The organism is Shewanella hanedai (assembly GCF_007197645.1).
In the GTDB taxonomy this organism is placed as follows: Bacteria; Pseudomonadota; Gammaproteobacteria; order Enterobacterales; family Shewanellaceae; genus Shewanella; species Shewanella hanedai.
Genome location: NZ_VKGK01000011.1, coordinates 118,842 through 141,499 on the forward strand (window position 1 = coordinate 118,842; position 22,658 = coordinate 141,499).

Here is a 22,658-nt window from a genome sequence, read left to right on the forward strand (position 1 = left end):
CTACATAATTAATTTGTACTCAAACGCCTTAGGTTCGCTTATCAATATATTGCTGAAGCAATCTACGAACATTTTCAGCTTTGGTTCCATAAACAATCTGCACACCGTTACCAACAACGATCACGCCCTTAGCCCCTATCTGATTCAGTTTGACTTTATCAATCAATTTGGGGTCTTTAACACTGATCCTTAACCGAGTCAGACAAGCATGTAAACCAGTAATATTATCAACACCGCCTAAGCCATGAACGATGGTACTCATGCTTATTCTTGTTTTACTGTCTTGGGCGACTCTTCCTGGAGTTTTTAAGTTAAACAGTAATATCGAACTTCTAAAAACAAGATAATAGATAACCCCAGTGATTGGCCCTAAAATGAAAAACCACTCAATCCTTTGGGCATTCCCCATCAGCAGAATAAAGTCCACCAGCCCATGAGAGAAAACAATACTATGATGAATATCCAGTAAGATACACACTGAATAAGCTAGACCAGTTAACATTGCATGTATGATAAATAGCACTGGAGCCACAAATAAAAAAGCGAACTCTATCGGCTCAGTGACCCCAGTAAGCCAGCTCGCCATGGCAGCAGAGATCATAATCCCCGCCACTCTGTTTCTTTGAGCTTTATCCGCACAGCGCCAAATCGCAAGTGCTGCTGCAGGTAATCCCCACATTTTAATCAAGTAACCGCCAGCCAAATTACCCGCTAATGGATCCCCCGCCAAATAGCGTGCGACTTCACCACGAACCACCTCACCTTCTCGCATGTATTGCCCCATTTCAAGGTAAAACGGGGCATTCCAGATGTGATGTAATCCTAACGGAATAAGTAAGCGTTCAACGGCGCCATACAATGCAAATGCTTCTGCTGGTTTTTGATAAACAACCCAATTTGAAAACCTTTCAATCCAAGCCGACATCGTGGGCCATATCAAAATAGAGAGGTAGGCTAACAAGATGCACAGTGGGATCATCAACAAAGGAGCACTTCGCCTGCCTTCGAAAAATGAGAATACCAATGGAAGGCGCAAACGTTCACTCTGCTTTACCGCAAGGCAAGTCACTGCACCAACGAGCATGCCACCAGCAATGCCTGTATCGATAGTTTCAACGCCCCACAATTGGCGAGTTTGCACTGCGTAGACACTCGCAAGTGCCGCCGTGCTAGAGAGAAAAACCCCGAAACCAAACACGGCACTGAATGCGGCAATCCCCTGATCTTTACAGAACCCAATAGCGATTGCCACAGCAAACAACATCGGCATCATGCTAAAGATAAGGTTACCGACAGTTAACATCAGTACACTAACAACATCTGGAATAAAAGGCAGTGGGTTCATTGCCAACCCAAGCATGACACCAGCGGCAGGCAGGATAGCAATAGGGATCAACAGCGCCTGGCTTAGGCGCTGTGCAAACTTAAACCAATGCTCTTTAAGATACGTTAAGGGATTTAAGAATCGATTTGTTTGTTCCAGATCTGCAGCCATGCTTTGGCAGTTACCTCAGGTTCCATCGTTTCACAGGCGTCGACTTTCAACAGTAAGCCGACACGATGAGCCCCCAATTCAGTCAACAGCTCATCAAACTGTATTCCAGCTCGACAGAAAGTATCGTAACTTGAGTCCCCTAATGCGATAACACCATATTTTAAATTTGGAAGATAAGGAGCTTGAGATTTAAGCATCTCAAACCAAGGAAGGATCTCATCCGGAACATCGCCTTGGCCAGTAGTTGAACACACGACTAATAACACCTCATCTTGAGGAGGTATGAAATCAGTAAGCGCATCACTTTGGAATAACTGAACTTCTCGACCTGTTGCTTGAATATCGTCCCTTAATGTCTCGGCTACAAATTGTGCATTACCATATACAGTTCCAAAAATCAGATTCACTTTTCTCATGTTATACGTCGCCTTGAGACCAAATTAGCTTTATAATTAAACAATACTTTATTGACAGCTTCATGCCAACTTATTTGCCTGAAACTTCAAGGATATAAATCGATGCGCCACTCTAGTCGACATAAACACCTCAAACACCTTCATCGCGCCGCCCATATCAGACGCATGTGCTACTTCAGAACGGTCAAGTTAAACGACATTAACAACTCGTTATCCCAAGTCACGGAAAATCAAGCGACTCCGCTAGATATTAAGGCTAGTGATAATCTCCATACAAAATAACTCGCGTAAAATAAGCATTAAACGATAAGAGATGACGGCTCTGAAACCAACATATCCTCATTCCAGCCAAAAGCATTAAACAAAGTAAACCATTCCTGTTCCAACTCTGTTTCAACCGTCATTCTTTCTCCCGTTCTTGGATGAGCGAAAGAGAGACTTTTAGCAATTAGCCAAAGTCTATTGATTGCGAAGTGCTCTCTAAAAAACTTATTCTGTTTACCGTCACCATGAGTCGTGTCACCCACAATAGGATGTCTCAGATGAGCCATATGACGTCTTAATTGATGTTTACGACCGGTATGTGGCGAAAGCTTTATCATAGCGTAACGGCTACTTGCATAACGACCTGACGGGTAAGGAATTTCAGCATTAAGTAAAGGTTGGTAACTGGTCACTGCATCTTGAGCTGCTTTATTTGGATCGACATCTTTATCGCCATGATCATCAAGCTCAACTCTCAGTGCATAATCTAATGTGCCAGCTTCATTCATATTGCCTCTAACAATCGCTAAATATTGCTTTTGGACTGTTTTAGCAGAAAATTGCTCACATAAATTATTTGCCATCTCGCTGCTTTTTGCAAAAAGAAGCACGCCTGATGTCGGCCTGTCTAAACGATGGACAGGAAATACATGGCAACCCACTTTATCTCGAGTCATCTGCATAGCAAAGAAACGCTCGCGTCGTGCTAAGTAAGATCTGTGCACCAGAAGCCCAGCAGGTTTATGAATGACGACAATATCTTCATCTTCAAATAGTATCTCGATCTCTGGGGGTACTTCATCCGCTAACCCATCATTAAGGGCTAACTCATCATTAAGGGCTAACTCATCAAACTCTTCAGATGAATGGTGCATATTGTCCTGGTCTAGCTGATTATCATTGTTCACTTAGTAAATTATCCAAATCATCAAAAATCATTATTAATGGCTGCAAATGGGACTGAGCGTTCCATACATGATGCGCCATCGGCGCGATTGAAATACTTGAGGGAAGTGCACTCTTCGATATTATCAACTGATTCATCTTGGGAATGAAAATAAATTGCACCCAATTCTCAAATGACATCACCTCACAGCTAAAAGGAGAGGTGTTAGCCATCGCTTCTTGAGAAGGGGCCTCCTTTGACCATAAACCATGAACCTTAAGTTCATCCTCTAACTGGCACAGTTTTTCAGTTGTCTTTATATACAGCACGGCATAAACCTTTTTACACTCTAATTTGGTACTCATATTTAACACACAATAATATCATCTCAACCCACTTCTCCCTATAATACCCATTATATTAAAAAGCAGATCATCGGTGTTACGGCAGGAAAATGACAGAAATAACGACCCTTACTCAGTTCTTATCAACAGCGAATACTCAATTTCAAGTCTATGACATGGGAAGAAGGGTGCAACAGATTGATATGCAAGAATTTCAGCAGATTGAGGAGCTAACCACACCTTATCCAGCCCCTATTTTAGGGCATGCTCAATTTGCCATTGTTTTTTGGGATGCAAGCCAGCAACATTATATCTGGTTTCTAAAGCTACCTTTGGATGAACGCGGTTTACTGTCACCCGCTCCCAGAACGCAATTTATTAGAATGATTATTGAGGCATTAGGCCGGGATCCTTCGCAGGTACTCTCTGAGGAACAACAGCAGAAGTTAGCTAATCACCCATTTTCATTTAAGCCTACATCAGAAAAGTTGGCTCTTTTTAATGCATTGGTGAAAAAGCAGCTTGAACAAAAAGCCTCTCCACAATATGAATTCGCCTATCAATATCTTTCTAAACAAGTAAAGGCTGAAAACTGGCAAGAGATTGGACTGCAAGGCATTGCAGACATCTGTGTGCGCGCCGATGAACTCGATCATCTTACCGTTCTGATTAATAGCTTTGACTATGCAAGTACTGAAGTGCAAGTGGCTGTATGCCAGTGTCTCGAACACTTAGCTGTCGATGAACAATTGGCTGACACCATATTGAAAAAGTTGATCGCTGCCGATAATGAGCTAAAACCTTATTATCTGCGTGCCCTTGCCTCAGATGAAGCAAAATCTTCAGCTGGGATATCGCACCTTGCAGAGCTCAATTTACTTGATGCTAATGCCCTCATCACCATCGCAGCCCGCAACTGGGCAGCGTTAAAAGATGATCACACTCGAAGCACCTTCCTCGAAGCCCTTGCCGCTCAGGAACAACACTTCTTTAATCAAATTTTTGCTGATATTGTAGCGATACCAGTATTGCGAATTCAGCTACTATCCGATCTTCGTAATCCAGATAGAAGTGCCATACTTTCAGCTGCTATAGGGGGATTATTTAAGGTGACAAAAGCATGATGACCGATTTTTTATTATTTGCCGCAGTGATCGTCATTGTCGCATTTTTTTGGCAACTTCGACAAATGGCTGAACTGAGCCGTGTTTTTGCCGACAGAGAATGCCACAAACAAAAAGTGCAGTTGTTAGCCATTGCGATGGAATCCGCCAGACCCAGTATTGGGGGCAGTAGCGGCCTAACGTGGAAGGCTAAATATCTTCTTGAGTTTAGTACTGATGGGATCAATCAATATCGAGCACATATTTGGATGCATGGAAAGACAGTTAAAAAAGTTGACTGGCCTATTTTCCCCGAACCTGAATGGTTTGAAGCGCCTGAAGCAAGAGGATCTGTTGGGGGGAGTTGTGGCTCTCGTGGAAGCTGTAACACAGGAAAATGTAAATAAAGGCGATTGCCTAAACAAGACCAAGTTAATAAAAAACAGATAAAGAAAAAGCGCGGCTTCGTTGAAGTCGCGCCCTTTATTTCTTTTGTTAAGCAATCCAGCTATTTATTGTGCTCCCTGCACCATCCATGCGTTCAAAATGCTCCTTGCTTCATCCTTGATACTTCCATTTTTCCCTGTAACTCACTCTCTGAGTAAGTACTCATCCATGAACTCAGTAATCCATTTACTAAGCTAGCTCAATCCTTAAGCGTGTCCAAATCCATCCCTGTTATATCCCTATCACTTCCTTTTGATTTCCGTGTATCTACTTATAAATAAGCAGTTACTCATCCATGTTCTCGGTTATCCTTTTACCGAGCTGGCTCAATCCTTAAGCGTGTCCAAATCCATCCTTGTAGCATCCCTTCTGCACTATCCATGTGTCCTGTCTTCCAGACAGCAAACCTTCCATCCTGGATTGTTTAACTTTCCTAAGTCAGTACTAACACACCATCCTAGTGTGCTCCATCCTTGATAATGTCCCTATAGTGCTTTTCCCTAAGTCACTTTCGATCATCCTGATCACTGAATCCATTCATTTACCGTATGTCCGTCTACGAGTTAAATATTAGAGTAAATATGAGAAAAAATGGGGTGAGAGTAGAAATCAAGTTTTTAACTAAGATGAGTCTTAGCAGAAGAACAAACTTAATTAGTTGTTTTTAAATGATATAAATTTAAAGGTGGGGTTTATCTATTGTTATTCTCTTCACATGTCGCACGCTCTTGTGAGAGATCTCTTACATCTGTTGTAGCCGTTTAGGATAACCGCTACAACCCAGTCTCAGCTTAATCCCAGCGATTGAACTTCTCTATGTATCTTGAAGGACGAAATTTAATCCGAGTAAACATATTTAGAGGTTGATATAGCTATATTTAACGACGGAAAAATTTACCGACTCGCTGTGCAAACATAAGCCAATCACCCAAGAAACTATAAAACGGATACTGAAAAGTAGCAGGTTTATTCTTCTCAAAAATAAAGTGCCCAATCCAAGCAAATCCATAACCAACTAAAGGCAAAAGCAAAAGTTGGATCCAGTTTTGAGTCATAAGCGTTTCAATCAAAATCACTAAAATGGACAAGGTACCAATATAATGTAAGCGCCTACAGGTGGAGTTTTGGTGTTGTGATAGATAAAAGGGGTAAAAATCTTTAAAAGTTGAGTATGCTTTTTCCCCATTTAATTTAGCGGGCTCAGTCATTATCGTGACCACGATAAAACAGTAATTCACCTTCAACATTGCCTATCGACAACGGCTCTAAAAGGGTAAACCCATGTTGGCTAAAAAGTTGTGCATGGCTCGCATCACTCGCAAAAACACCGATCCCTTCCAGTTCAGGCTGTTCATCACACCAGCTTAATGCTGCTTGAACCAACTGACTTCCAAGCCCCTTCCCTTGCTCTGTAGGAGAAACCGCAATAAATTGCAAAATACCGCAATGAGGGCTTGGTAGATGTTCTAACAGTGAAGACTCTTTCTTAATCAAAGCCTGTGTTGATTGCCATCCTGTACTAATTAGCATCTTTAAACGCCAATGCCAGTATCTAGACTCCCCTAATGGAACTTGTTGAGTCACGATACAAGCAACACCAACCATTCTGTCTGAATCGAACAACCCAATTAATGCCTGCTCTTGTTGCCATAACTCGTTGAGTTCCTCACGTATTGCCCCTCTCAACTTTTGCTCATACATGGCTAAATCGCCGGCATGTAATGAATCAATAAAGAAGGGGTCATCGTGATAGGCGTTATAGAGTATTGATGCTGCAACCCGAAGATCTTCAGCCGTTAGGTATACAGCTCGATAAGCTTCTAGTAATGCGTTAGCGTCTTTAGTCATTAATTGATAACCTTCAATCTAGAACAGTTATCAACCAATGTATCAAGCCCAATTGACAGTGTAAATATTATTCAGATATGCTTTGAAAATAACCACTTTTTGTTTAAGTTTGATCCATACTCATAATAGCTAGCAAGTATCGTTATTTAAGGAGCGGTCAATGGATACGACGCCACAAGATCTTAGCCATTTGTTTGAACAACTAGGCATAGATAACAGTGAAGACAATATTGACAAATTTATTGCGAGCAAGCAGATCCCTGCCAATGTATTAATATGCCAGGCTGAGTTCTGGAGTGAATCACAGAAAAGCTTCTTAAGAGAAGCGATAGAGGAAGACGCCCAATGGTCTGAACTTATCGACCAATTAGACGCCCTTATCAGAAAGTGATGTTTAAATGGTGAGGTAAGCTTTCTCACCCCAACCCACAAGACTATTATTACTGATGACTACAGGCGTGCATTCATCTTTTGTAATCTTGCCATCACCACTGTTTCGTTGCGTTCGATAAAAAAGCACGTGCACCTCTTTTTCATTCTCGATATAAGCCTCATAAAAGTCAGCTTTCCCCATCAAAACGTTAACTTGATCTTGATTCATCCCTAAGGCTAATTTAGCCAAATTTGCACGATTTACATTTTGTTTGGTTTCCCAACCATCTTGACCATTCCAACCAGATTCTCCATCACCGATATTGAGTACACACCCAGATAGGCTTAAACTTGCAATGCTAATAAATGCTAAACCAATTAAATTTGTTTTCACTATGACTTCCTGTTTCTTTATTATGGTTAGACTCGTTAAAGCAAATTACAGGCCAATACAATATCGCATTGTTTATATTGATATTTATTAATTAGTGAACAATTTTATTAGTCGTTTAGGCTAGCTATTGAGAAAAATAACCAATGATGAGTCCTTTAGAACACGTTTTAGCTGCAGCCAAGTCAGTCGCAAACACAGGAAAGCAACCCAGCTTAGCCTTGATTAAAACTAAATTGGGGAACAGTATTCCATTACCAATACTTATCCAAGGTTTACAGCAGTTTAAATCGATGTCACCAGAGTCAATCGCACAAATACAGCCCCCTAGTTCTCCGTTATCCCAAACAGATAATACCGAAGAGAGCTCTGAGTTAGATAAGCTCAAACATGATTTTGAACAACTAAAAAATGCTTATCAACAACTTAGTATTAGAGTAACCCAGTTAGAAGCAGACCATAAGGTCCAAAAGTAATGCACGTTATAGAACTGCGATTTGAGTGTTTTGATGACACCACGATTACCGCTGCTGAAAAAGCAATAAATGGTCTTCTGGAAGCTTATAGAGCTAACGGTCAGGTATTAGGAAGAGAATTTGCCGTTGCCTTCAATGATGGCGACTTTAGAGTCAGGCTATTAATGCCTGAAAAGAGCAGTTTAGCTAAACGTTTTAACAGCCCTTGGGTAAACTCCGCATTAAATGACCTAACCCACGCTAAGCTGCTTGCCCCAAGAGAGAAGTATGTCGGCCAGGATATCAATTCAGAAAGCAGCAGCTCTGAAAAGCCGAGTTGGCAACTCATCTACACCAGCTACGTACATATGTGCTCTCCTGTGCGAAATGGTGACACTTTACAACCTATTCCACTCTATCAGCTACCCGCCACTTTTAATGGCGACCATAAGCGTGTTATTCGTTGGCAGACCGAGTGGCAAGCCTGTGACGAACTTCAGATGGCTGCAGCGACTAAGGCTGAATTTGCCGCGTTAGAAGAGCTTACCTCAACGAACAGCGATCTTTTCCGTCGTGGTTGGGATATCAGAGGAAGAATTGAATTTCAAACTAACATTCCGACTTACTACTATCTTTATCGTGTTGGTGGAGACAGCTTGGCTTCTGAAAAGCTACGCCCCTGTCCACGTTGTGGTAATAAAGAGTGGCTATTGGATGAACCTTTACTGGATATGTTTCATTTCCGTTGTGACGAGTGCCGTATTGTCTCGAATATTTCGTGGGATCACCTTTAACTGAAATGCCTAAATTCGAGACTCTCAACGTGAGAGCTCGAATCTATATATAGGATTGATATTATTTCCCTTTCAGGTTCTGCCACATCAACTTAATGCGATGCCAAATCCCCGGATGATCGAGTTCAGGCATCGACTCTTCGATATGCAATTCAGGCGGGGCCACTCTGGGGGTTAATCCGCTAATAAAAATCTCCAATGAGTCAGTGAGTTTTTCGCTGGGTACTTGACCGGGGATCTCAATCCACACACTGCCATCTTCATTATCGACAGTGAGCATTCTGTCTCCATCACCTAACACACCAATAAACCAAGTTGGTGCCTGTTTAAGCTTTTTCTTCATCATCAGATGGCCAATGATATTTTGTTGTAGATAATCAAAATCGGTCTCATTCCACACCTGTAATAGCTCGCCAGCTCCCCACTGTGAGTCAAATAGAAGTGGAGCTGAAAAATGGGTGCAAAATAAACCGTTAATGTCTGGGTGTAATGCGATCTCTAGCGCCGTTTCCACATTGTCAAAATTGACACTGTCTGCTCTCTCTTTCGGGTGCCAGTAGACCGTATTATCCATCCCCTCACCATGCTCATCCTCAATAAACTCACCTTCAATACAAAGGGAGTTCTCTCCTTGAGGATAATAGCGAGGAGATTCTCCTAGCTTATCAATATAAGCTTGATGATATATTTTTAAGAATTTATTCAGCGCAGGTAAAGAAGACACTTAGTTGTTGTCCAAAATCAGGTATAATGGTTATCTATTTTGCCATGGAAAAACCATTGATGACACAAGTTCATGATCCTTATAGTGACGCAAAAGCGCTTTCTGAACTGACGCTAGGAAAAGCGACAGGCTATCAGTCTGAGTATGACGCATCTCTGCTGCAAGGGGTTCCTCGTAAACTCAACCGTGATGCCATAGAGCTCATTGATACTCTGCCCTTCCATGGCACAGATATATGGACAGGCTATGAACTTTCATGGCTGAACGCCAAAGGAAAGCCAATGGTCGCTATCGCTGAATTTCACCTCAGCTTTGATAGTGAGCACTTAATCGAGTCCAAGTCTTTTAAGCTTTATCTTAATAGTTTCAATCAAACAAAGTTTGACTCTATTGAGCTGGTTCAATCAACATTAGCCGATGACCTCAGTCGTTGTGCAAATGGTGAAGTGTTAGTGAAAGTTATCGAACCCAAACACTTCACTCATCAGCGCATTGTTGAACTTCCAGGTACTTGTATTGATGATCTAGACATTGAAATTGAGGATTACAATTTCAATCCCGACTACTTACTAGACAGCACAGATGATAAGTCGATGGTAGCTGAAACATTAAACTCTAACTTGTTAAAGTCTAATTGTTTAATTACATCACAGCCCGATTGGGGCAGTGTGATGATCCGTTATCAGGGACCGAAGATAGATCGCGAGAAACTGCTTCGATACCTTATCTCGTTCCGCCAACATAACGAGTTCCACGAACAGTGTATCGAACGCATTTTTGTTGATCTGAAACGTTTCTGCCACTGTGCAAAGTTGACAGTGTATGCCCGTTACACCCGTCGTGGTGGCTTGGATATCAATCCTTATCGTAGTGACTTTGAACAGCCTTCAGAAAGTCATAGATTAGCGAGACAATAGCATTAATGGAGCTGCTTTCTCAGCTCCTCCTTTTACTCTCTATACCCAAACCACTTCAAGATGCAGAATTCATCATTAATCTGATAAAACTTGCCCAGCTAAAAAACGTCCCCTTGATTTACAATCGCTTCATTAGTGTCAACAACGTCTCTCTTAGCCAAAGGTTAGCCGTATTGTGTTGTAATTTTTTACTCCACACCATGTAGAGCTCAATTGGTTTAGTCGCAAAAGGAAGTGACAACACTTGTAAGCCAAACAAATCAGCATATGCATCGGTATAAGATTGCGTCGCAACTGCGATAGCATCAGATTTTGCCGCTGTAGCAAGCATACTTAACAGGGATGATTGTTCACCGTACATCTCTCTTGCAGGAAGTGCCTCTTTTGTCATCAGATCAGCCATACTCAAATTTGATCGACGCATTATGTGAATAATGTGTTTTTCAGCAAAATATTGCTCACGACTCAAACTTCCCTTAATTCTGGGATGATCTTTTCTGACAACACAGTTTAATCGATCTTCCAACACCTTCATTGAAGCAAAAGAAGCTAAGTTAGGTTGAGATACATCAATGGCCAAATCAACCTTCTCTAATTGAAGATCCCCCTGTAACAACTCCTCCGCGATCGGAGCTTCACGAAACACAATATCAATACCGCTTTCACTCAGGTATTCATCCACGCGTGTTTGAAGCAGATGAATAATCGTTTCATTGGCATACACGTAAAAAGTACGTTCGCTTGTCTTGGGATCAAAAAGGTGTAAACCCGATACGACTTGCTCAATGGCTAGCAAAGGTTGCTCCAGTTGTTGATATAAGTTCAACGCAACCAAGGTCGGCTTAACTCCTCTGCCTGCACGAATGAACAACTCCTCACCTATGGATTGTTTCAGCCTAGCAATGGCATTACTTACCGATGACTGGGTCAAATTCAACTCTTCAGCAGCGCGGCTAAATGACGCCGTTCTATACACCACAGAGAACACTCTAAGTAAGTTCAGATCCAGCAATTTTTCTTGAAACATTACCCCCCCTAATATTCACAATATAAATAGTAGAGTACAGGTTAAGCCTAATTATTTATCAGTTCAAGCGAGATAGAATAGTTTCAACAGTTAGAAACCGTTCAGTCTCATTAGCTTAACGCCAATTAATGACTGAACCCAGATTACTCTTGAAAGGGGCTACACCATGAAAAACTCATTACTTGCAGTATCAATTATCAGTGCATTATCACTCAATGCAGTTAGCGTTAATGCCTTTGCCGCACAACATGAACATGACCACATCAGCGTAAGCTATGCAGGTAAAGATGCCACCCAACACACAGCCAGTGCCAATAAAGAGATTGCTAAGACACTGAACTTTGCCGATAAAGCCGCATTTGAGCAATCTTCAAAAAACCTGATCGCCGAACTTGATGAGAAAACGGCTGCTATCATGCGTTCTGAATTCGAATTCCTCAACGATAAAGCACCCGATTCAATCAATCCGTCTTTACACCGTCAAGCACAATTGAACATGGTGGCAAATGGGTTATATAAGGTCCGTGATGGTATCTATCAGGTGCGCGGTACTGACCTCTCTAACCTCACGTTAATTCGCAGTGATAACGGCTGGATAGCCTACGATGTACTACTAACTAAAGAAGCTGCCAAACTATCACTTGAGTTTGCCATGAAAAACCTTCCCGAAGGTGGTGATCTCCCAGTAGTTGCGATGATCTATTCACACAGTCATGCCGATCACTTTGGTGGTGCCCGTGGTGTGCAGGAACTTTATCCTAATGTCGAAGTGTACGGATCAGACAATATCACTAAAGAGATCGTCGATGAAAACGTGCTAGCTGGTAATGCTATGAGCAGACGAGCCGCCTATCAGTATGGGGCCACATTGGGTAAGCATGACCACGGAATTGTTGATGCAGCGCTAGGTAAAGGGATATCGAAAGGTGAAATCACTTACGTTAAGCCCGATCACACCCTCAACGGCCAGGGTAAATGGGAGACATTAACCATTGATGGCCTAGAGATGGTCTTTATGGATGCTTCTGGCACCGAAGCCGCATCTGAAATGATCACCTATATCCCGTCAATGAAAGCACTGTGGACTGCGGAGCTAACTTATCAGGGAATGCACAACGTCTATACCCTGCGTGGTGCTAAGGTTCGCGATTCGCAAAAATGGTCAAAAGATATTAATGAGATGATTAATGCCTTCGGCAGTGACGTTGAAACCTTGTTTGCTGCTCACTCAGCGCCAATATGGGGAAATGAAGCGATTAATGACTTCCTTAAGTTGCAACGTGATAACTATGGTTTAGTGCATAATCAAACATTACGTTTAGCCAACCAAGGTGTCACTATTCAGGACATCGGCGACGCTGTTCAAGATGTTATCCCTGAATCAATTTACAAAGCTTGGCATACCAACGGCTATCACGGCACCTATAGCCATAATGCTAAAGCAGTGTATAACATGTATTTAGGTTACTTCGACATGAACCCTGCCAACCTTAACCCTCTTCCAACTCACCCAGAAGCGGTAAAGTTTGTCGAATACATGGGCGGAGCGAATACGGTAATAGCTAAAGCACAGGCCGATTTTGCTCAAGGAGATTACCGCTTTGTTGCAACAGCACTTAATAAAGTGGTAATGGCAGACCCTAGTAACGATAAAGCCCGGGATCTGCTCGCCGACACCTATGAGCAATTAGGTTATCAATCTGAAGGAGCAGGCTGGAGAAACATCTATCTCACCGGCGCACAAGAGCTCAGAGTAGGCATCCAAGCTGGCACGCCAAAGACAGCTTCAGCTGATGTGATCAGTGAGATGGACATGCCAACTTTATTCGACTTCCTAGCAGTCAAAGTCGACAGTTTACAAGCGGCAAAACACGGAGAGGTTACCATGAATGTGATCACCCCAGATGACGGACGGATCCTCTATGTAGAGATGAGTAACGGCAACTTAAACAATATTGAAGTGAGCAAACTTAAGGTTGCTGATGCAGACCTCACCATCAATAAAGCTGACGTGAATCGCATATTAATGGGAGAGGTGACGCTTAAGGCCTTGTTAGCAAATGGCAGCGCAGAGCTAACTGGAGATAAAAGTGCATTCGAAAAAATTGCTTCCAGCTTGGTTGAATTTAAAGCCGATTTTGAGATAGTGCCGCTAAACCCTAACCAAAAAGATGCACACAAACACTAATATCTGGAACATTAGTATCTGAAATATTGATACCTGAAACAACTTAACTCAACAAACAAAACACAGTGAGCTTAAGCTTGCTGTGTTTTGTCAATCTCGCAATACTGAGCATCGCAAGACACCAAGTCCCCCCACCTCCCCCATTCCTGTACATACTCAATACAAATACAAAATACCACTTTATGAGTATTCCTAAATTAGTATGAACTGATGATCTACATCACATTTGTAACAACATGTCAGCAATCATTAGTTAACATTGTTCCAGATCAAAAAAACCACTGCGATTAACATCTATAACAAGCACAAAGCAATGATGAAACAAAGGAACTACCTAATGAAAGTTCGTGCACTTACCCTCGCAGTATTAGCAAGTATGTCCGCATCAGCCATCGCAGCTGATACGATAGATCCACTAAAAAAAGCCTTTATCGATGATGCTGAGATAAAACTTCAATTTCGCCTACGTTACGAGCAGGCTGACGTCGAGAATGTCGACGATCAGCACCAAACAACCCTGCGCACACGCTTAAACTATAAAACTGGCGATATCTATAACTTCTTTGCGCTAACCGAAGTTGACGATGTTCGTTCAACCGATAATGAACCCTTAATAGCGGATTATGAATACACTCAAATTAACCAGGCTTTTATCGGTTATAAGGCACCAGCCAACACACTATTAAAATATGGCCGTCAGCGTATTTTACTCGACAATCAAAGATTTGTTGGTGGTGTCGGTTTCCGTCAAAATGAGCAAACCTACGATGCGTTTTCAGTAAAGAATACCGCAATTGACAACCTCACGGCTTACTACGCTTATGTCAATAATGTTAATCGCATCTTCCCTGAAGGCTCAGGTAAAGAGGAGCATAAAAACGAAACCAGCTTATTAAACGTCAACTACAAGGGCCTTGGATTCATTAAGTTAAGTGGTTATGCCTACCTTATAGATAACCTCAGTGTCGCTAAGTTCTCAACGGACACTTACGGTATTCGCGCCGCAGGCGATATAAAACTCGATAGTATAAAAGTAAACTACGAAGCCGAATTTGCTCAGCAATCAGAGGGAGGAAACAACCCAACCACATACACGGCCAATTACTACAAATTGGGTGCAGGCATCGGTTATGAAGGTTTCGGTGCTAAATTAGGCTATGAAGTCTTAGGTTCTGATGATGGTAAAGCAGGTTTCATCACTCCACTGGCGACGTTACACGCTTTCAATGGTTGGACAGATAAGTTCCTCTTTGGTGGTGCGGGCAACTGGGAAAATGGCATCGTCGATACCCACTTTATCTTAACGGCAAAAGTAGCAGGCCTTAAATTACTGGCAAAATACCACAAGTTTGACTCAGATTATGGTGATGTCGACATGGGCAAGGAGTGGGATATCGCAGCGACTTACCCTTTTGCAAAACACTATGATGTAGGGGTTAAATACGCGAGTTTCAGTGGTGCAGATGCAGGATATAGCTTCTCGAATGACACGAATAAACTTTGGTTAACACTACAAGCTAAATACTAAAAATGTGAGATAAAAATAGGATGAGCTGATTTAAACAATCAGCTCTTTATTTCAATCATGCTAGGGCTAACATGTCCGCTAACGTTAACTGACACGCTTTCAGCTCAAGCTTATCGAGATTAGAAACACTAACAGCAAAACGATACTCTTCGTTTAGCCTACCCAAAGAGACCTTCCAGTTTTCAGCGCGACTCCCATCAGCTTTATCTTCTTGGGTTAAATTAAGCTGAATATCACCAAATAATACTATCTCATTAGTGTCTTGGGTCGATTGACTAAGGACCAACGTGTTGTCTGTGACTACTGAAAAATCGAAGCTAAATGATTTAAGTGACAAAGATAGCCCCAATCCTTTCGCTTTTATGTAGGACTCTTTCAACGCCCAAAGGTCGAAAAAGCGCTCCCGCTGCAAGCTTTCTGGCAGTGCTAACAGTTCATCGGATTCTATTTGAGTAAAGTAATGACTTAAAATCGAATAGATGTTGGTGCTCGCCCTAGTGCGCTCAATATCGACGCCCAGTTCAATGTGTATCTCTGGCACTTGCTTCACATTAAGTAAGGCTATCACTAACCAATCACCACTATGACTAATATTAAACTTAAGCCCGGTACGTTCACGCTGCTTAGAGGTTAAATCAGGCTTACCTTTCTCGCCATATTCAAAGCACCAATCCTGAGGCGCAATTTTGTCACCAGTATCACAGTGCAGGGATAAAATGCCTCTGAGGTAAGCCCTTACCATTAAACCTTTATCCCTAGCTTGGGGCTGAATATAACGAGACACCTTAGCTAATTCATCTTCAGACAACCATTGACGCATAAGATCAGATTGCTCTGGATGTAGAACATCTAGATTTAATGGACAAAAATAGAGTGCAACTGAAGAAGGGGTTGACGTTTGAGATGACGACAAGTGAGCTCCGGATAAATGTAATACCAGCAAGAGTAAGATAATAACAGAGCCAAACAGTAATACTAATACCAACTACATTAAATATGTTATCAATTCAGAGGCGCTCAAACTTTTCAATTCAAGGCGCATTGATGAAAGAATGGTTATCCCATTGTAAGTCAATGGAAAGCAGAAGTGGAATGTTTGAGAGCCTCCCGCAGGGCGGGTTTCAAAGCCCTGGATGCAGTGTTGAATGATTTAGATATAGAATAACTATTAGCTTCAATCATCCGCCTTGCCTTCAGCGCTTTGAATTCCCGCTGAATGAACAGATACTTAATGTAATTGGTATAAGACCAATCAGTATGAAGTATCCGTAAAGCGCTCACGACATCAGCAACTTTCAATGCATCCTTATTATATTTTGGGAAATGTTCACCCAAAAGTGACGTTACTCATTTTTATTCATGTGATCAGAGAACAAATAAAAACAAATAAGGTGGTTCTATTTAGCCAAAAAAAACCACCGAATAATCGGTGGTTTTTTTTATTTCTTAACTTCTATTTAGCCAACAACAAAGTGATGCTAAATGTAGCTAACTTAAACGAGTTTCATCTCTTGAATGATTTCATGAGCTATTTCTGGTGTCGTGCTCACTGGTTTCTCATGCAAATCAGCTTTCAATTGCCCTTTACGATGTTTAAGTGCTGCATCAAGCTTCTTTGATGCTGACGTAATAGCAGGAAACATGATTTCATTTGTACCAGAAGCAGAAATTCGGCTACCTTCATAATTAGTACGTAACTCAACTTGATGTTCACCGTGCTCTTTCGAGATGATAACATCCAATGAGATTAACGTCGGGAAGTGTGTTGCGATTTTAGAAAACTTGTCGTTCACATGTTCTTTGATTGAATCACTAATATCAACGTGGTGACCTGAAAGATTTATTTTCATAGGTTTTCCTTTTAAGAATTACTTCAATAATAGAGCTCGGGGCTGAGAAGGGAAAACACAAGGGGGCATGTAAAATTAAATTTACTGAGTAACTATTGCCGCACACTTTTTAATTTTACCCTTAACTATCAGTCCTTTTTTACTCTGTATCCATTCTAATCATGACATTCGAAGTGCTAACCATTTGAGTCAACACTGTGGCTTAATTTGATTGCTGCAGTCCCCACTCTGTAACGCAATTGAAAATAAGCTGTTTCGTAAACTATCAAACTAGCTGACTTAATATTTACTCCTCATATCCAACAAATGCAAGCCTCCCTTATATTCAATGTCTAAAATTAAGGCAAAACTAAGCTAACAGTCATAAAAACACACAAAACGCTGCATTTTTGACAACAAATAGCGCAAAATCGGAGGTTCACTATAAGCATAAACAAAAATCTAGTCATTTGAAGTAAAACTCCCCCGCCTTTTTCAGGGCTCTCCCTTAACCATACTTTTCATCCAATGAACAAGGTTCACTCACTTTTTGCTCTTTTGTCACTCCGTTAGCTTGATGTTTTGGGACTCAGCTCTCATCTGAGGATCTTTACACATTAAATCTAAATAAAAACCGTTCTCATTAGCGTTAGTTCATGTAAAATCCCACGCACAACTGTCATCTAAATTTTTGAAAAACCATTAGGAAGCACTGTGGTACTAGCTAATTGTAAGTTTCGAGCACTATTTGCAACCAAGGGGTTCGATATTTCATCCCGTGCATTAGCCGCCATCTTTGGCGGCTACATCGTGGCAGCAACGGCATGCGGATTACTCTCTTTATCTTTACCACTTCCCAAAGCCGAAAGTGTTCTTGTAGCCATGATGCTGTCATTCCTATTCTATCTTGCTGCTGCACTCTGGTCTTTTAGTGTAAGAAAGAACTGGCAAGCTTGGCGCGACCTTCTATGCATTAGCACTTTGCTCTACCTCATCATCTTAGTGGTTGGCTAATTCATGAAAGAGACATTTTTCCGCACCATGACGTGGCTACATACTTGGGTAGGTCTACTGGTCTGCTGGGTGTTATTACTGGTTTTTTTTGCAGGTACAGTAAGCTACTACCGTTATGAAATATCGCTCTGGACTCAACCTGAGTTACATAGTGAGGTTTTTCAACACTATCAGGAAAACCATCTTGAACAGCAGTTAGCACAGGGACAAGATTACTTAGAACTACATGCTGAAAATGCCAAAGACTGGCGTATAAACCTACCTATCGAACGTAAGCCTTATCTCAGTTATAGCTGGCAAACACAACCTAAAGCTGGGCAACGTCGTGGTGAGTTTATTGAGCATGTGGTTAAAACGAATGATCAAGGCGTCGTCACCGAAACCCGAGACTCAAAAGGGGGTAATTTTTTCTATCGCCTGCATTTTGATCTTCACTATATGCCAGCCAAAATTGCACGTTGGATAGTAGGCTTCTGTACCATGTTTATGTTGCTGGCCTTAATCAGCGGCATCGTGATCCATAAGCGTATATTTAAAGACTTCTTTAGTTTCAGACGCAACAAAGGTAGCCGCTCATGGCTCGATGCCCACAATGTCAGTTCGGTATTGGCTCTGCCCTATCACCTAATGATCACTTACACGGGCCTTATCACTCTAATGATGATGTATATGCCTTGGGGGGTACTCACAGCCTATGATGGTGATACGCGCGCGTTTCGTGCTGAACTGAACCCTGGACGAGAGCAAGTAAAACCTGTTGGTATTTCAGCCGACATGGTTCAAATAAACACCTTGTTGCCACTGGTAAAATCTTATTGGGGAGAGACACCAATAAAACAAGTGGTTGTCACCAATCTTAATGATCAAAATAGCCGTATCAGTTTCTACAAAAACACTCAACAAGCGGTCACTGACAAACGTATTCCATTAGTGTTTAGTGGCGTTACTGGCAAATTAGTCAGTGACATTCCTGATTCGCCATCGGCAACTCATGCCACTCACGATACATTAATGTCATTACATACAGCGCGATTTTCAGAACCATTGCTTAGGGTATTTTTCTTTATATGCGGCATTATGGGCTGCGCTATGATTGCGACAGGCACCCTTTTATGGGCGGTGAAAATCCGTCAAAAACAACAAAAGAATATCAAAAATGGAGCAAAACCTAGTCTAGGCTTACGTCTAGTCGAAGGGTTAAACCTGACTTTCATTGCTGGACTCCCCGTTGCCACTTGTAGCTTTTTTTACGCCAACCGTTTGCTACCTACTGAGATGGCCAACCGAGCTCAATGGGAGGTGAACTGCTTCTTTATTACTTTGACCCTCGTCGCAATGTTGGCCTGCATCAACCGAACTCAAACCAGCTGGCGTTTTGTATTACGTTTTGGCGCAATAGGCTTACTCGCCATACCAGCACTCAATGCACTAACCTCCAATAGTCACCTGATAAATAATATCAGCCAGCAGCAATGGGCGTTAGTTGGATTCGATATGATGTGCGTCTTGTTAGGCGGTGCGCTTTGGTTTGCCTCAAACAAGCTCGCCAATAAAATCAGTTTATCGACATCATCCAGTCCCGCTAAACACAAAGCTAACATAACCCCAAAGCTAGCATCTCAAATTACATCGACAAAAGGCGCATAAACGATGATCTCAAATACTCTGATCTTCAGCTTATTAACTTTCAGCTACCTTGCTTTGGGATGCATGGCTTTAGCCATGTTTTCCCATTTCCGAGACAGTTTTAAGCAACCCCCTACTCAAGCTCAGAGTCGAGGATTATATTGGGTTGGTTGGTCTATCTTAATAGCCAGTTACTACCTAGGGATCAGTTATCTAGGTTTTGCCTATGGCAGTATACTGTTTATCGGAATCTTATCGTTTGCTGGTCTATTGGTGATCTTAACTGCAAGCTATCGGCCTAGGCATTTGCCACATTTAATGGCGGGTTCCACCTCTCTTGGCGTCAGCCTTATGCTGATTAGCTAGCTGGGCATTCATCACTTAGCGAAACACTGACCACACAGACTGAGTGAGTAAAGTCTTTGCACTAAGTTCAGCCGACATTCAGATAAATAATCATACAATACCTTTTTATACTTTTATGATAATGAGGCCAGTATGTTAGTGACATCACAATCCCAAAATACAAACGGAATATCCGGTCTCGATCACCACACCACCAAGACGCCAAACAGCACACTTGTTGGCACTGAAAGCAATCACCACAATAGTCACTCAGCAGATAAAGTGACCATTTCCGTTCAAGCAGCACAGCTTTCAGCGAACGATCAACAGACAAACTCCCAGCAGAAAAATGATGTCGACACTTTACCTGCAAAGCCTGAATTGCCCAATAAAGGTGAAAAGGTCGACAACTATCTAGAATTTCGTAAAGCAAAAGCTCAGTATCAAATCTATTCCGATATGGCGGGCGTCGCTACAGGCAATAACAACGGAATTTCAGCTTCTACTGCCTACTACTTATCAAATAATGATGATGCACGTGCAACTGTCGTGAACAGTAAAGCTCAACAGCAGCAGATGTCAGCGATGCAAACTTACGTAGAAACGACGCAAAACATTCATGAATAACGTGACATTCAATATTGTAATAGCCAAAAAGACTGCATAACTGCAGTCTTTTTCTTTATAAAATCACTGATAAGAAATAAACAACCCGCTTACTCGGTCTTATGTTTATCCTCTAATACCATCAATGTCATACCAAGGTGTTGGATTGATTGGACAGCGGAAACGAACGCCTTCAGACGTCACATTGATCACATCGCTTTTTAAGGTTTCGCCAGGTTCAAGCGGAAACATATCTAACGCTTCGTGAGTGGTAAAGTTTTGCAGCTGAAAACCAACGAGTTTGCCAGCTTTATTGTTGATAATAAATTGATACTTTCCCGGTTTCAAAGCCGCTAATGTATCTCGCGCTGAGAAATGACCACCATGTTGTTCAAGATAAATTTCAACCACGCCGTCGGCGTTTTTCTCTGGCGTAGCAGCAAAGGCATTAAGACTCAGCACTAGCGCAGTAAGAGTGATAAATTGTGTGATTAACTTTTTCATTTCCGATCCCTAAAATAGTTTATTTGATTCCTATTTAGGATAGAAAAATCATTAGCTTCACGGTATGCCTCAGAATCTATACTTTATGTCAGTCAGTCTATTTCAGCGCTTATATTTAAACGAAACATAGGTTCCAAATGTCAGTATTAAACAGCTTACTCTCCTCATTTCACCTCAATGCGACCATATTCCACCGTTCATTGGTCTGTGATGCGTGGAGTACCAACACTTCAGGTTCAGGGCTTGCCAGCTTTCACTTAATCAGCTCAGGCCAAGCCTTCTTATATTGTGATGACTTCGAAGCTGAACCGTTAACCGCAGGCGATTTGGTTATCTTTCCCCATGATGCCCCTCATGTCATCAGCTATAGCCAAGATAAACAGACAGCAGCAGAAACGGATCTGTTTATTGCCTACCCAATCGAAGACAGCGCTCCCAATAGCACTGGGTTAGTATGTGGTTATTTTGATTTCAAGGAGGATAAGAAACATCCCCTTATTGCTCAACTCCCCTCCTATATTTTAATTAGAGCTCAACAAAGACAGGGGGCGCTTGGCAGTATCATCGAGGGATTAATTCAAGAAGTGACACTAGGGAGCCAAGCCAGCGATGCCATATTATCGCGTTTGAGTGAAGTTTTCTTTCTTAGCTTACTCAGACAGTTAGCAATGGAGGAGAGCACTCGATTAGGTCTATTTCGTGCCCTTCAAGATACTAAAATGACAAAAGTACTGCAAGCCATAGATACCGATATAGGTGCACCATGGGATCTCAATTCATTAGCCGACATCGGTGGCTACTCCCGCGCTAGTTTTGTTAGCCATTTTAAGCGGTACTTACAAGCAACGCCGCTGGAGTATCTTTCACATTTGAGATTATCGAAGGCGAAAAAACAGCTTATACAAGGAGATTCAGTATTAAAAGTCGCATTAGATGTTGGCTACCGCAATGATGTATCATTTGCCAAGGCGTTTAAGCGTCACTTTGGCCACGGCCCTGGCGCCAGTAGAGCTAACCGGACTAATTGAATCACACTAAGCTGCTCACTAAATCAGTGACCTTCTTATTTTTTGAGGGATCTAAAATGAGTTTTTCCTTAACGACCCTATGGACTACACAAGAGAGTACTGAAGGAGAGTTTAATCGAGATCATGCCATTGAATTTGGCAGTGGACAAACAGTGCAGGCCTCATCAGCACCTGAATATAAGGGTAATCAATCTAAGATAAACCCTGAAGAGCAACTGCTTGCAGCACTCTCATCCTGCCATATGCTCACTTTCCTTACTATTGCACACTTAAAGCGTCTACCCGTTGAAAGCTATACCGATAACGCCAGTGCCATTTTAGGTAAAAATTCAGCGGGGAAAATAGCGATAGTAAAGCTGATATTACAACCTAAAATCATTTTTCAGCAAGGGGTTGAAGTCTCAGCAGAAGTACTAGAAAAAATTCATGAAAAGGCCCACGCAAACTGCTTCATTGCCAATAGCCTTTCAGCAGAGATTGAGGTCGTTTACTGATCTCCCTCAAATT

General features: G+C 41.9%; 26 protein-coding genes. 14 read left to right on the forward strand and 12 right to left on the reverse strand.

Going from position 1 to position 22,658, the window contains the following annotated elements; all coding sequences use genetic code 11:
- Positions 1-28: 28 nt before the first annotated feature.
- The 4 genes from FN961_RS10950 to FN961_RS10965 all read right to left on the reverse strand — a co-directional run bounded on the left by FN961_RS10950 (position 29) and on the right by FN961_RS10965 (position 3,426).
- A complete protein-coding gene (locus tag FN961_RS10950) occupies positions 29-1,495 on the reverse strand; it encodes a PTS transporter subunit EIIC (protein ID WP_144040222.1) in 1,467 nt (488 codons plus the stop codon).
- Entirely contained in the window at positions 1,459-1,911 is a 453-nt protein-coding gene (locus FN961_RS10955; protein ID WP_144040223.1) for a flavodoxin, read from the reverse strand. Before FN961_RS10955 ends, FN961_RS10950 begins: the two co-directional genes overlap by 37 nt.
- Positions 1,912-2,210: 299 nt before the next feature.
- A complete protein-coding gene (gene truC / locus FN961_RS10960) occupies positions 2,211-3,050 on the reverse strand; it encodes a tRNA pseudouridine(65) synthase TruC (protein ID WP_144040271.1) in 840 nt (279 codons plus the stop codon).
- Positions 3,051-3,072: 22 nt separating this feature from the next.
- The gene (locus tag FN961_RS10965) at positions 3,073-3,426 is read right to left on the reverse strand and encodes a YqcC family protein (RefSeq protein ID WP_373293395.1); all 354 of its coding nucleotides are present in this window, start codon (positions 3,424-3,426) and stop codon (positions 3,073-3,075) included.
- A gap of 89 nt (positions 3,427-3,515) precedes the next feature.
- Between FN961_RS10965 and FN961_RS10970 the strand changes: the two genes are divergently transcribed.
- Together FN961_RS10970 and FN961_RS10975 are read left to right on the forward strand one after the other, a co-directional pair.
- Entirely contained in the window at positions 3,516-4,529 is a 1,014-nt protein-coding gene (locus FN961_RS10970; protein WP_144040224.1) for a DUF3549 family protein, read from the forward strand.
- Entirely contained in the window at positions 4,526-4,915 is a 390-nt protein-coding gene (locus FN961_RS10975; protein WP_144040225.1) for a DUF3301 domain-containing protein, read from the forward strand. The genes FN961_RS10970 and FN961_RS10975 overlap by 4 nt, the downstream gene beginning before the upstream one ends.
- Positions 4,916-5,833: 918 nt before the next feature.
- On the opposite strand, the gene FN961_RS10980 is transcribed toward FN961_RS10975, so the two are convergent.
- A complete protein-coding gene (locus FN961_RS10980) occupies positions 5,834-6,163 on the reverse strand; it encodes an Mpo1-like protein (protein WP_144040226.1) in 330 nt (109 codons plus the stop codon).
- On the reverse strand, positions 6,156-6,803 hold the full coding sequence (locus FN961_RS10985; protein ID WP_144040227.1) for a GNAT family N-acetyltransferase: 648 nt from the start codon (positions 6,801-6,803) through the stop codon (positions 6,156-6,158). The genes FN961_RS10980 and FN961_RS10985 overlap by 8 nt, the downstream gene beginning before the upstream one ends.
- A 160-nt stretch (positions 6,804-6,963) precedes the next feature.
- On the opposite strand from FN961_RS10985, the gene FN961_RS10990 reads away from it, so the two are divergent.
- Positions 6,964-7,194: a DUF2789 domain-containing protein gene (locus FN961_RS10990; protein WP_144040228.1), complete on the forward strand. Its 231-nt coding sequence runs from the start codon at positions 6,964-6,966 to the stop codon at positions 7,192-7,194.
- Between the two features lie 3 nt (positions 7,195-7,197).
- Here the strand turns inward: FN961_RS10990 and FN961_RS10995 are convergent, their stop codons facing one another.
- On the reverse strand, positions 7,198-7,569 hold the full coding sequence (locus FN961_RS10995) for a DUF3192 domain-containing protein (RefSeq protein ID WP_144040229.1): 372 nt from the start codon (positions 7,567-7,569) through the stop codon (positions 7,198-7,200).
- A gap of 146 nt (positions 7,570-7,715) precedes the next feature.
- Here FN961_RS10995 and FN961_RS11000 point away from each other — a divergent pair, with 146 nt between their 5' ends.
- On the forward strand, positions 7,716-8,042 hold the full coding sequence (locus FN961_RS11000; protein ID WP_144040273.1) for a hypothetical protein: 327 nt from the start codon (positions 7,716-7,718) through the stop codon (positions 8,040-8,042).
- Entirely contained in the window at positions 8,042-8,815 is a 774-nt protein-coding gene (locus FN961_RS11005) for a Zn-ribbon-containing protein (protein WP_144040230.1), read from the forward strand. Before FN961_RS11000 ends, FN961_RS11005 begins: the two co-directional genes overlap by 1 nt.
- A gap of 61 nt (positions 8,816-8,876) precedes the next feature.
- Here the strand turns inward: FN961_RS11005 and syd are convergent, their stop codons facing one another.
- Positions 8,877-9,539 carry a SecY-interacting protein gene (syd, locus tag FN961_RS11010; protein WP_144040231.1) on the reverse strand — a complete coding sequence of 221 codons (663 nt, stop codon included), beginning with the start codon at positions 9,537-9,539 and terminating at the stop codon, positions 8,877-8,879.
- Between the two features lie 59 nt (positions 9,540-9,598).
- On the opposite strand from syd, the gene queF reads away from it, so the two are divergent.
- Positions 9,599-10,456 (forward strand): NADPH-dependent 7-cyano-7-deazaguanine reductase QueF, encoded by an 858-nt coding sequence (gene queF, locus FN961_RS11015; RefSeq protein ID WP_185972773.1) that lies wholly within the window; start codon positions 9,599-9,601, stop codon positions 10,454-10,456.
- A 118-nt stretch (positions 10,457-10,574) separates the two neighbouring features.
- Here queF and FN961_RS11020 read toward each other — a convergent pair whose 3' ends face one another.
- Positions 10,575-11,483, reverse strand: coding sequence for a LysR family transcriptional regulator (locus FN961_RS11020; protein WP_144040233.1), 909 nt, complete (start codon positions 11,481-11,483; stop codon positions 10,575-10,577).
- 166 nt (positions 11,484-11,649) lie between these two features.
- Between FN961_RS11020 and FN961_RS11025 the strand changes: the two genes are divergently transcribed.
- Both FN961_RS11025 and FN961_RS11030 read left to right on the forward strand, forming a co-directional pair.
- Positions 11,650-13,671 carry an alkyl/aryl-sulfatase gene (locus FN961_RS11025; protein ID WP_144040234.1) on the forward strand — a complete coding sequence of 674 codons (2,022 nt, stop codon included), beginning with the start codon at positions 11,650-11,652 and terminating at the stop codon, positions 13,669-13,671.
- Between the two features lie 337 nt (positions 13,672-14,008).
- Positions 14,009-15,199 carry an alginate export family protein gene (locus tag FN961_RS11030; RefSeq protein WP_144040235.1) on the forward strand — a complete coding sequence of 397 codons (1,191 nt, stop codon included), beginning with the start codon at positions 14,009-14,011 and terminating at the stop codon, positions 15,197-15,199.
- 55 nt (positions 15,200-15,254) lie between these two features.
- Here FN961_RS11030 and FN961_RS26190 read toward each other — a convergent pair whose 3' ends face one another.
- Both FN961_RS26190 and hpf read right to left on the reverse strand, forming a co-directional pair.
- Entirely contained in the window at positions 15,255-16,112 is an 858-nt protein-coding gene (locus tag FN961_RS26190) for a 4'-phosphopantetheinyl transferase family protein (RefSeq protein ID WP_280525054.1), read from the reverse strand.
- Between the two features lie 580 nt (positions 16,113-16,692).
- A complete protein-coding gene (gene hpf / locus FN961_RS11040; RefSeq protein ID WP_144040236.1) occupies positions 16,693-17,049 on the reverse strand; it encodes a ribosome hibernation-promoting factor, HPF/YfiA family in 357 nt (118 codons plus the stop codon).
- A gap of 693 nt (positions 17,050-17,742) precedes the next feature.
- Here hpf and FN961_RS11045 point away from each other — a divergent pair.
- From FN961_RS11045 to FN961_RS11060, 4 genes are all read left to right on the forward strand, one after another.
- Entirely contained in the window at positions 17,743-18,042 is a 300-nt protein-coding gene (locus tag FN961_RS11045) for a hypothetical protein (RefSeq protein WP_144040237.1), read from the forward strand.
- A 3-nt stretch (positions 18,043-18,045) separates the two neighbouring features.
- A complete protein-coding gene (locus FN961_RS11050; protein ID WP_144040238.1) occupies positions 18,046-19,689 on the forward strand; it encodes a PepSY-associated TM helix domain-containing protein in 1,644 nt (547 codons plus the stop codon).
- A gap of 3 nt (positions 19,690-19,692) precedes the next feature.
- Positions 19,693-20,034 (forward strand): DUF3325 domain-containing protein, encoded by a 342-nt coding sequence (locus tag FN961_RS11055; protein WP_144040239.1) that lies wholly within the window; start codon positions 19,693-19,695, stop codon positions 20,032-20,034.
- Positions 20,035-20,166: 132 nt separating this feature from the next.
- Positions 20,167-20,640: a hypothetical protein gene (locus FN961_RS11060; protein ID WP_185972774.1), complete on the forward strand. Its 474-nt coding sequence runs from the start codon at positions 20,167-20,169 to the stop codon at positions 20,638-20,640.
- A gap of 105 nt (positions 20,641-20,745) precedes the next feature.
- On the opposite strand, the gene FN961_RS11065 is transcribed toward FN961_RS11060, so the two are convergent.
- On the reverse strand, positions 20,746-21,123 hold the full coding sequence (locus FN961_RS11065; RefSeq protein ID WP_144040240.1) for a hypothetical protein: 378 nt from the start codon (positions 21,121-21,123) through the stop codon (positions 20,746-20,748).
- Positions 21,124-21,260: 137 nt separating this feature from the next.
- On the opposite strand from FN961_RS11065, the gene FN961_RS11070 reads away from it, so the two are divergent.
- Both FN961_RS11070 and FN961_RS11075 read left to right on the forward strand, forming a co-directional pair.
- Positions 21,261-22,151 (forward strand): AraC family transcriptional regulator, encoded by an 891-nt coding sequence (locus FN961_RS11070; RefSeq protein WP_144040241.1) that lies wholly within the window; start codon positions 21,261-21,263, stop codon positions 22,149-22,151.
- 56 nt (positions 22,152-22,207) lie between these two features.
- Positions 22,208-22,645: an OsmC family protein gene (locus FN961_RS11075; RefSeq protein ID WP_144040242.1), complete on the forward strand. Its 438-nt coding sequence runs from the start codon at positions 22,208-22,210 to the stop codon at positions 22,643-22,645.
- Positions 22,646-22,658: the final 13 nt, after the last annotated feature.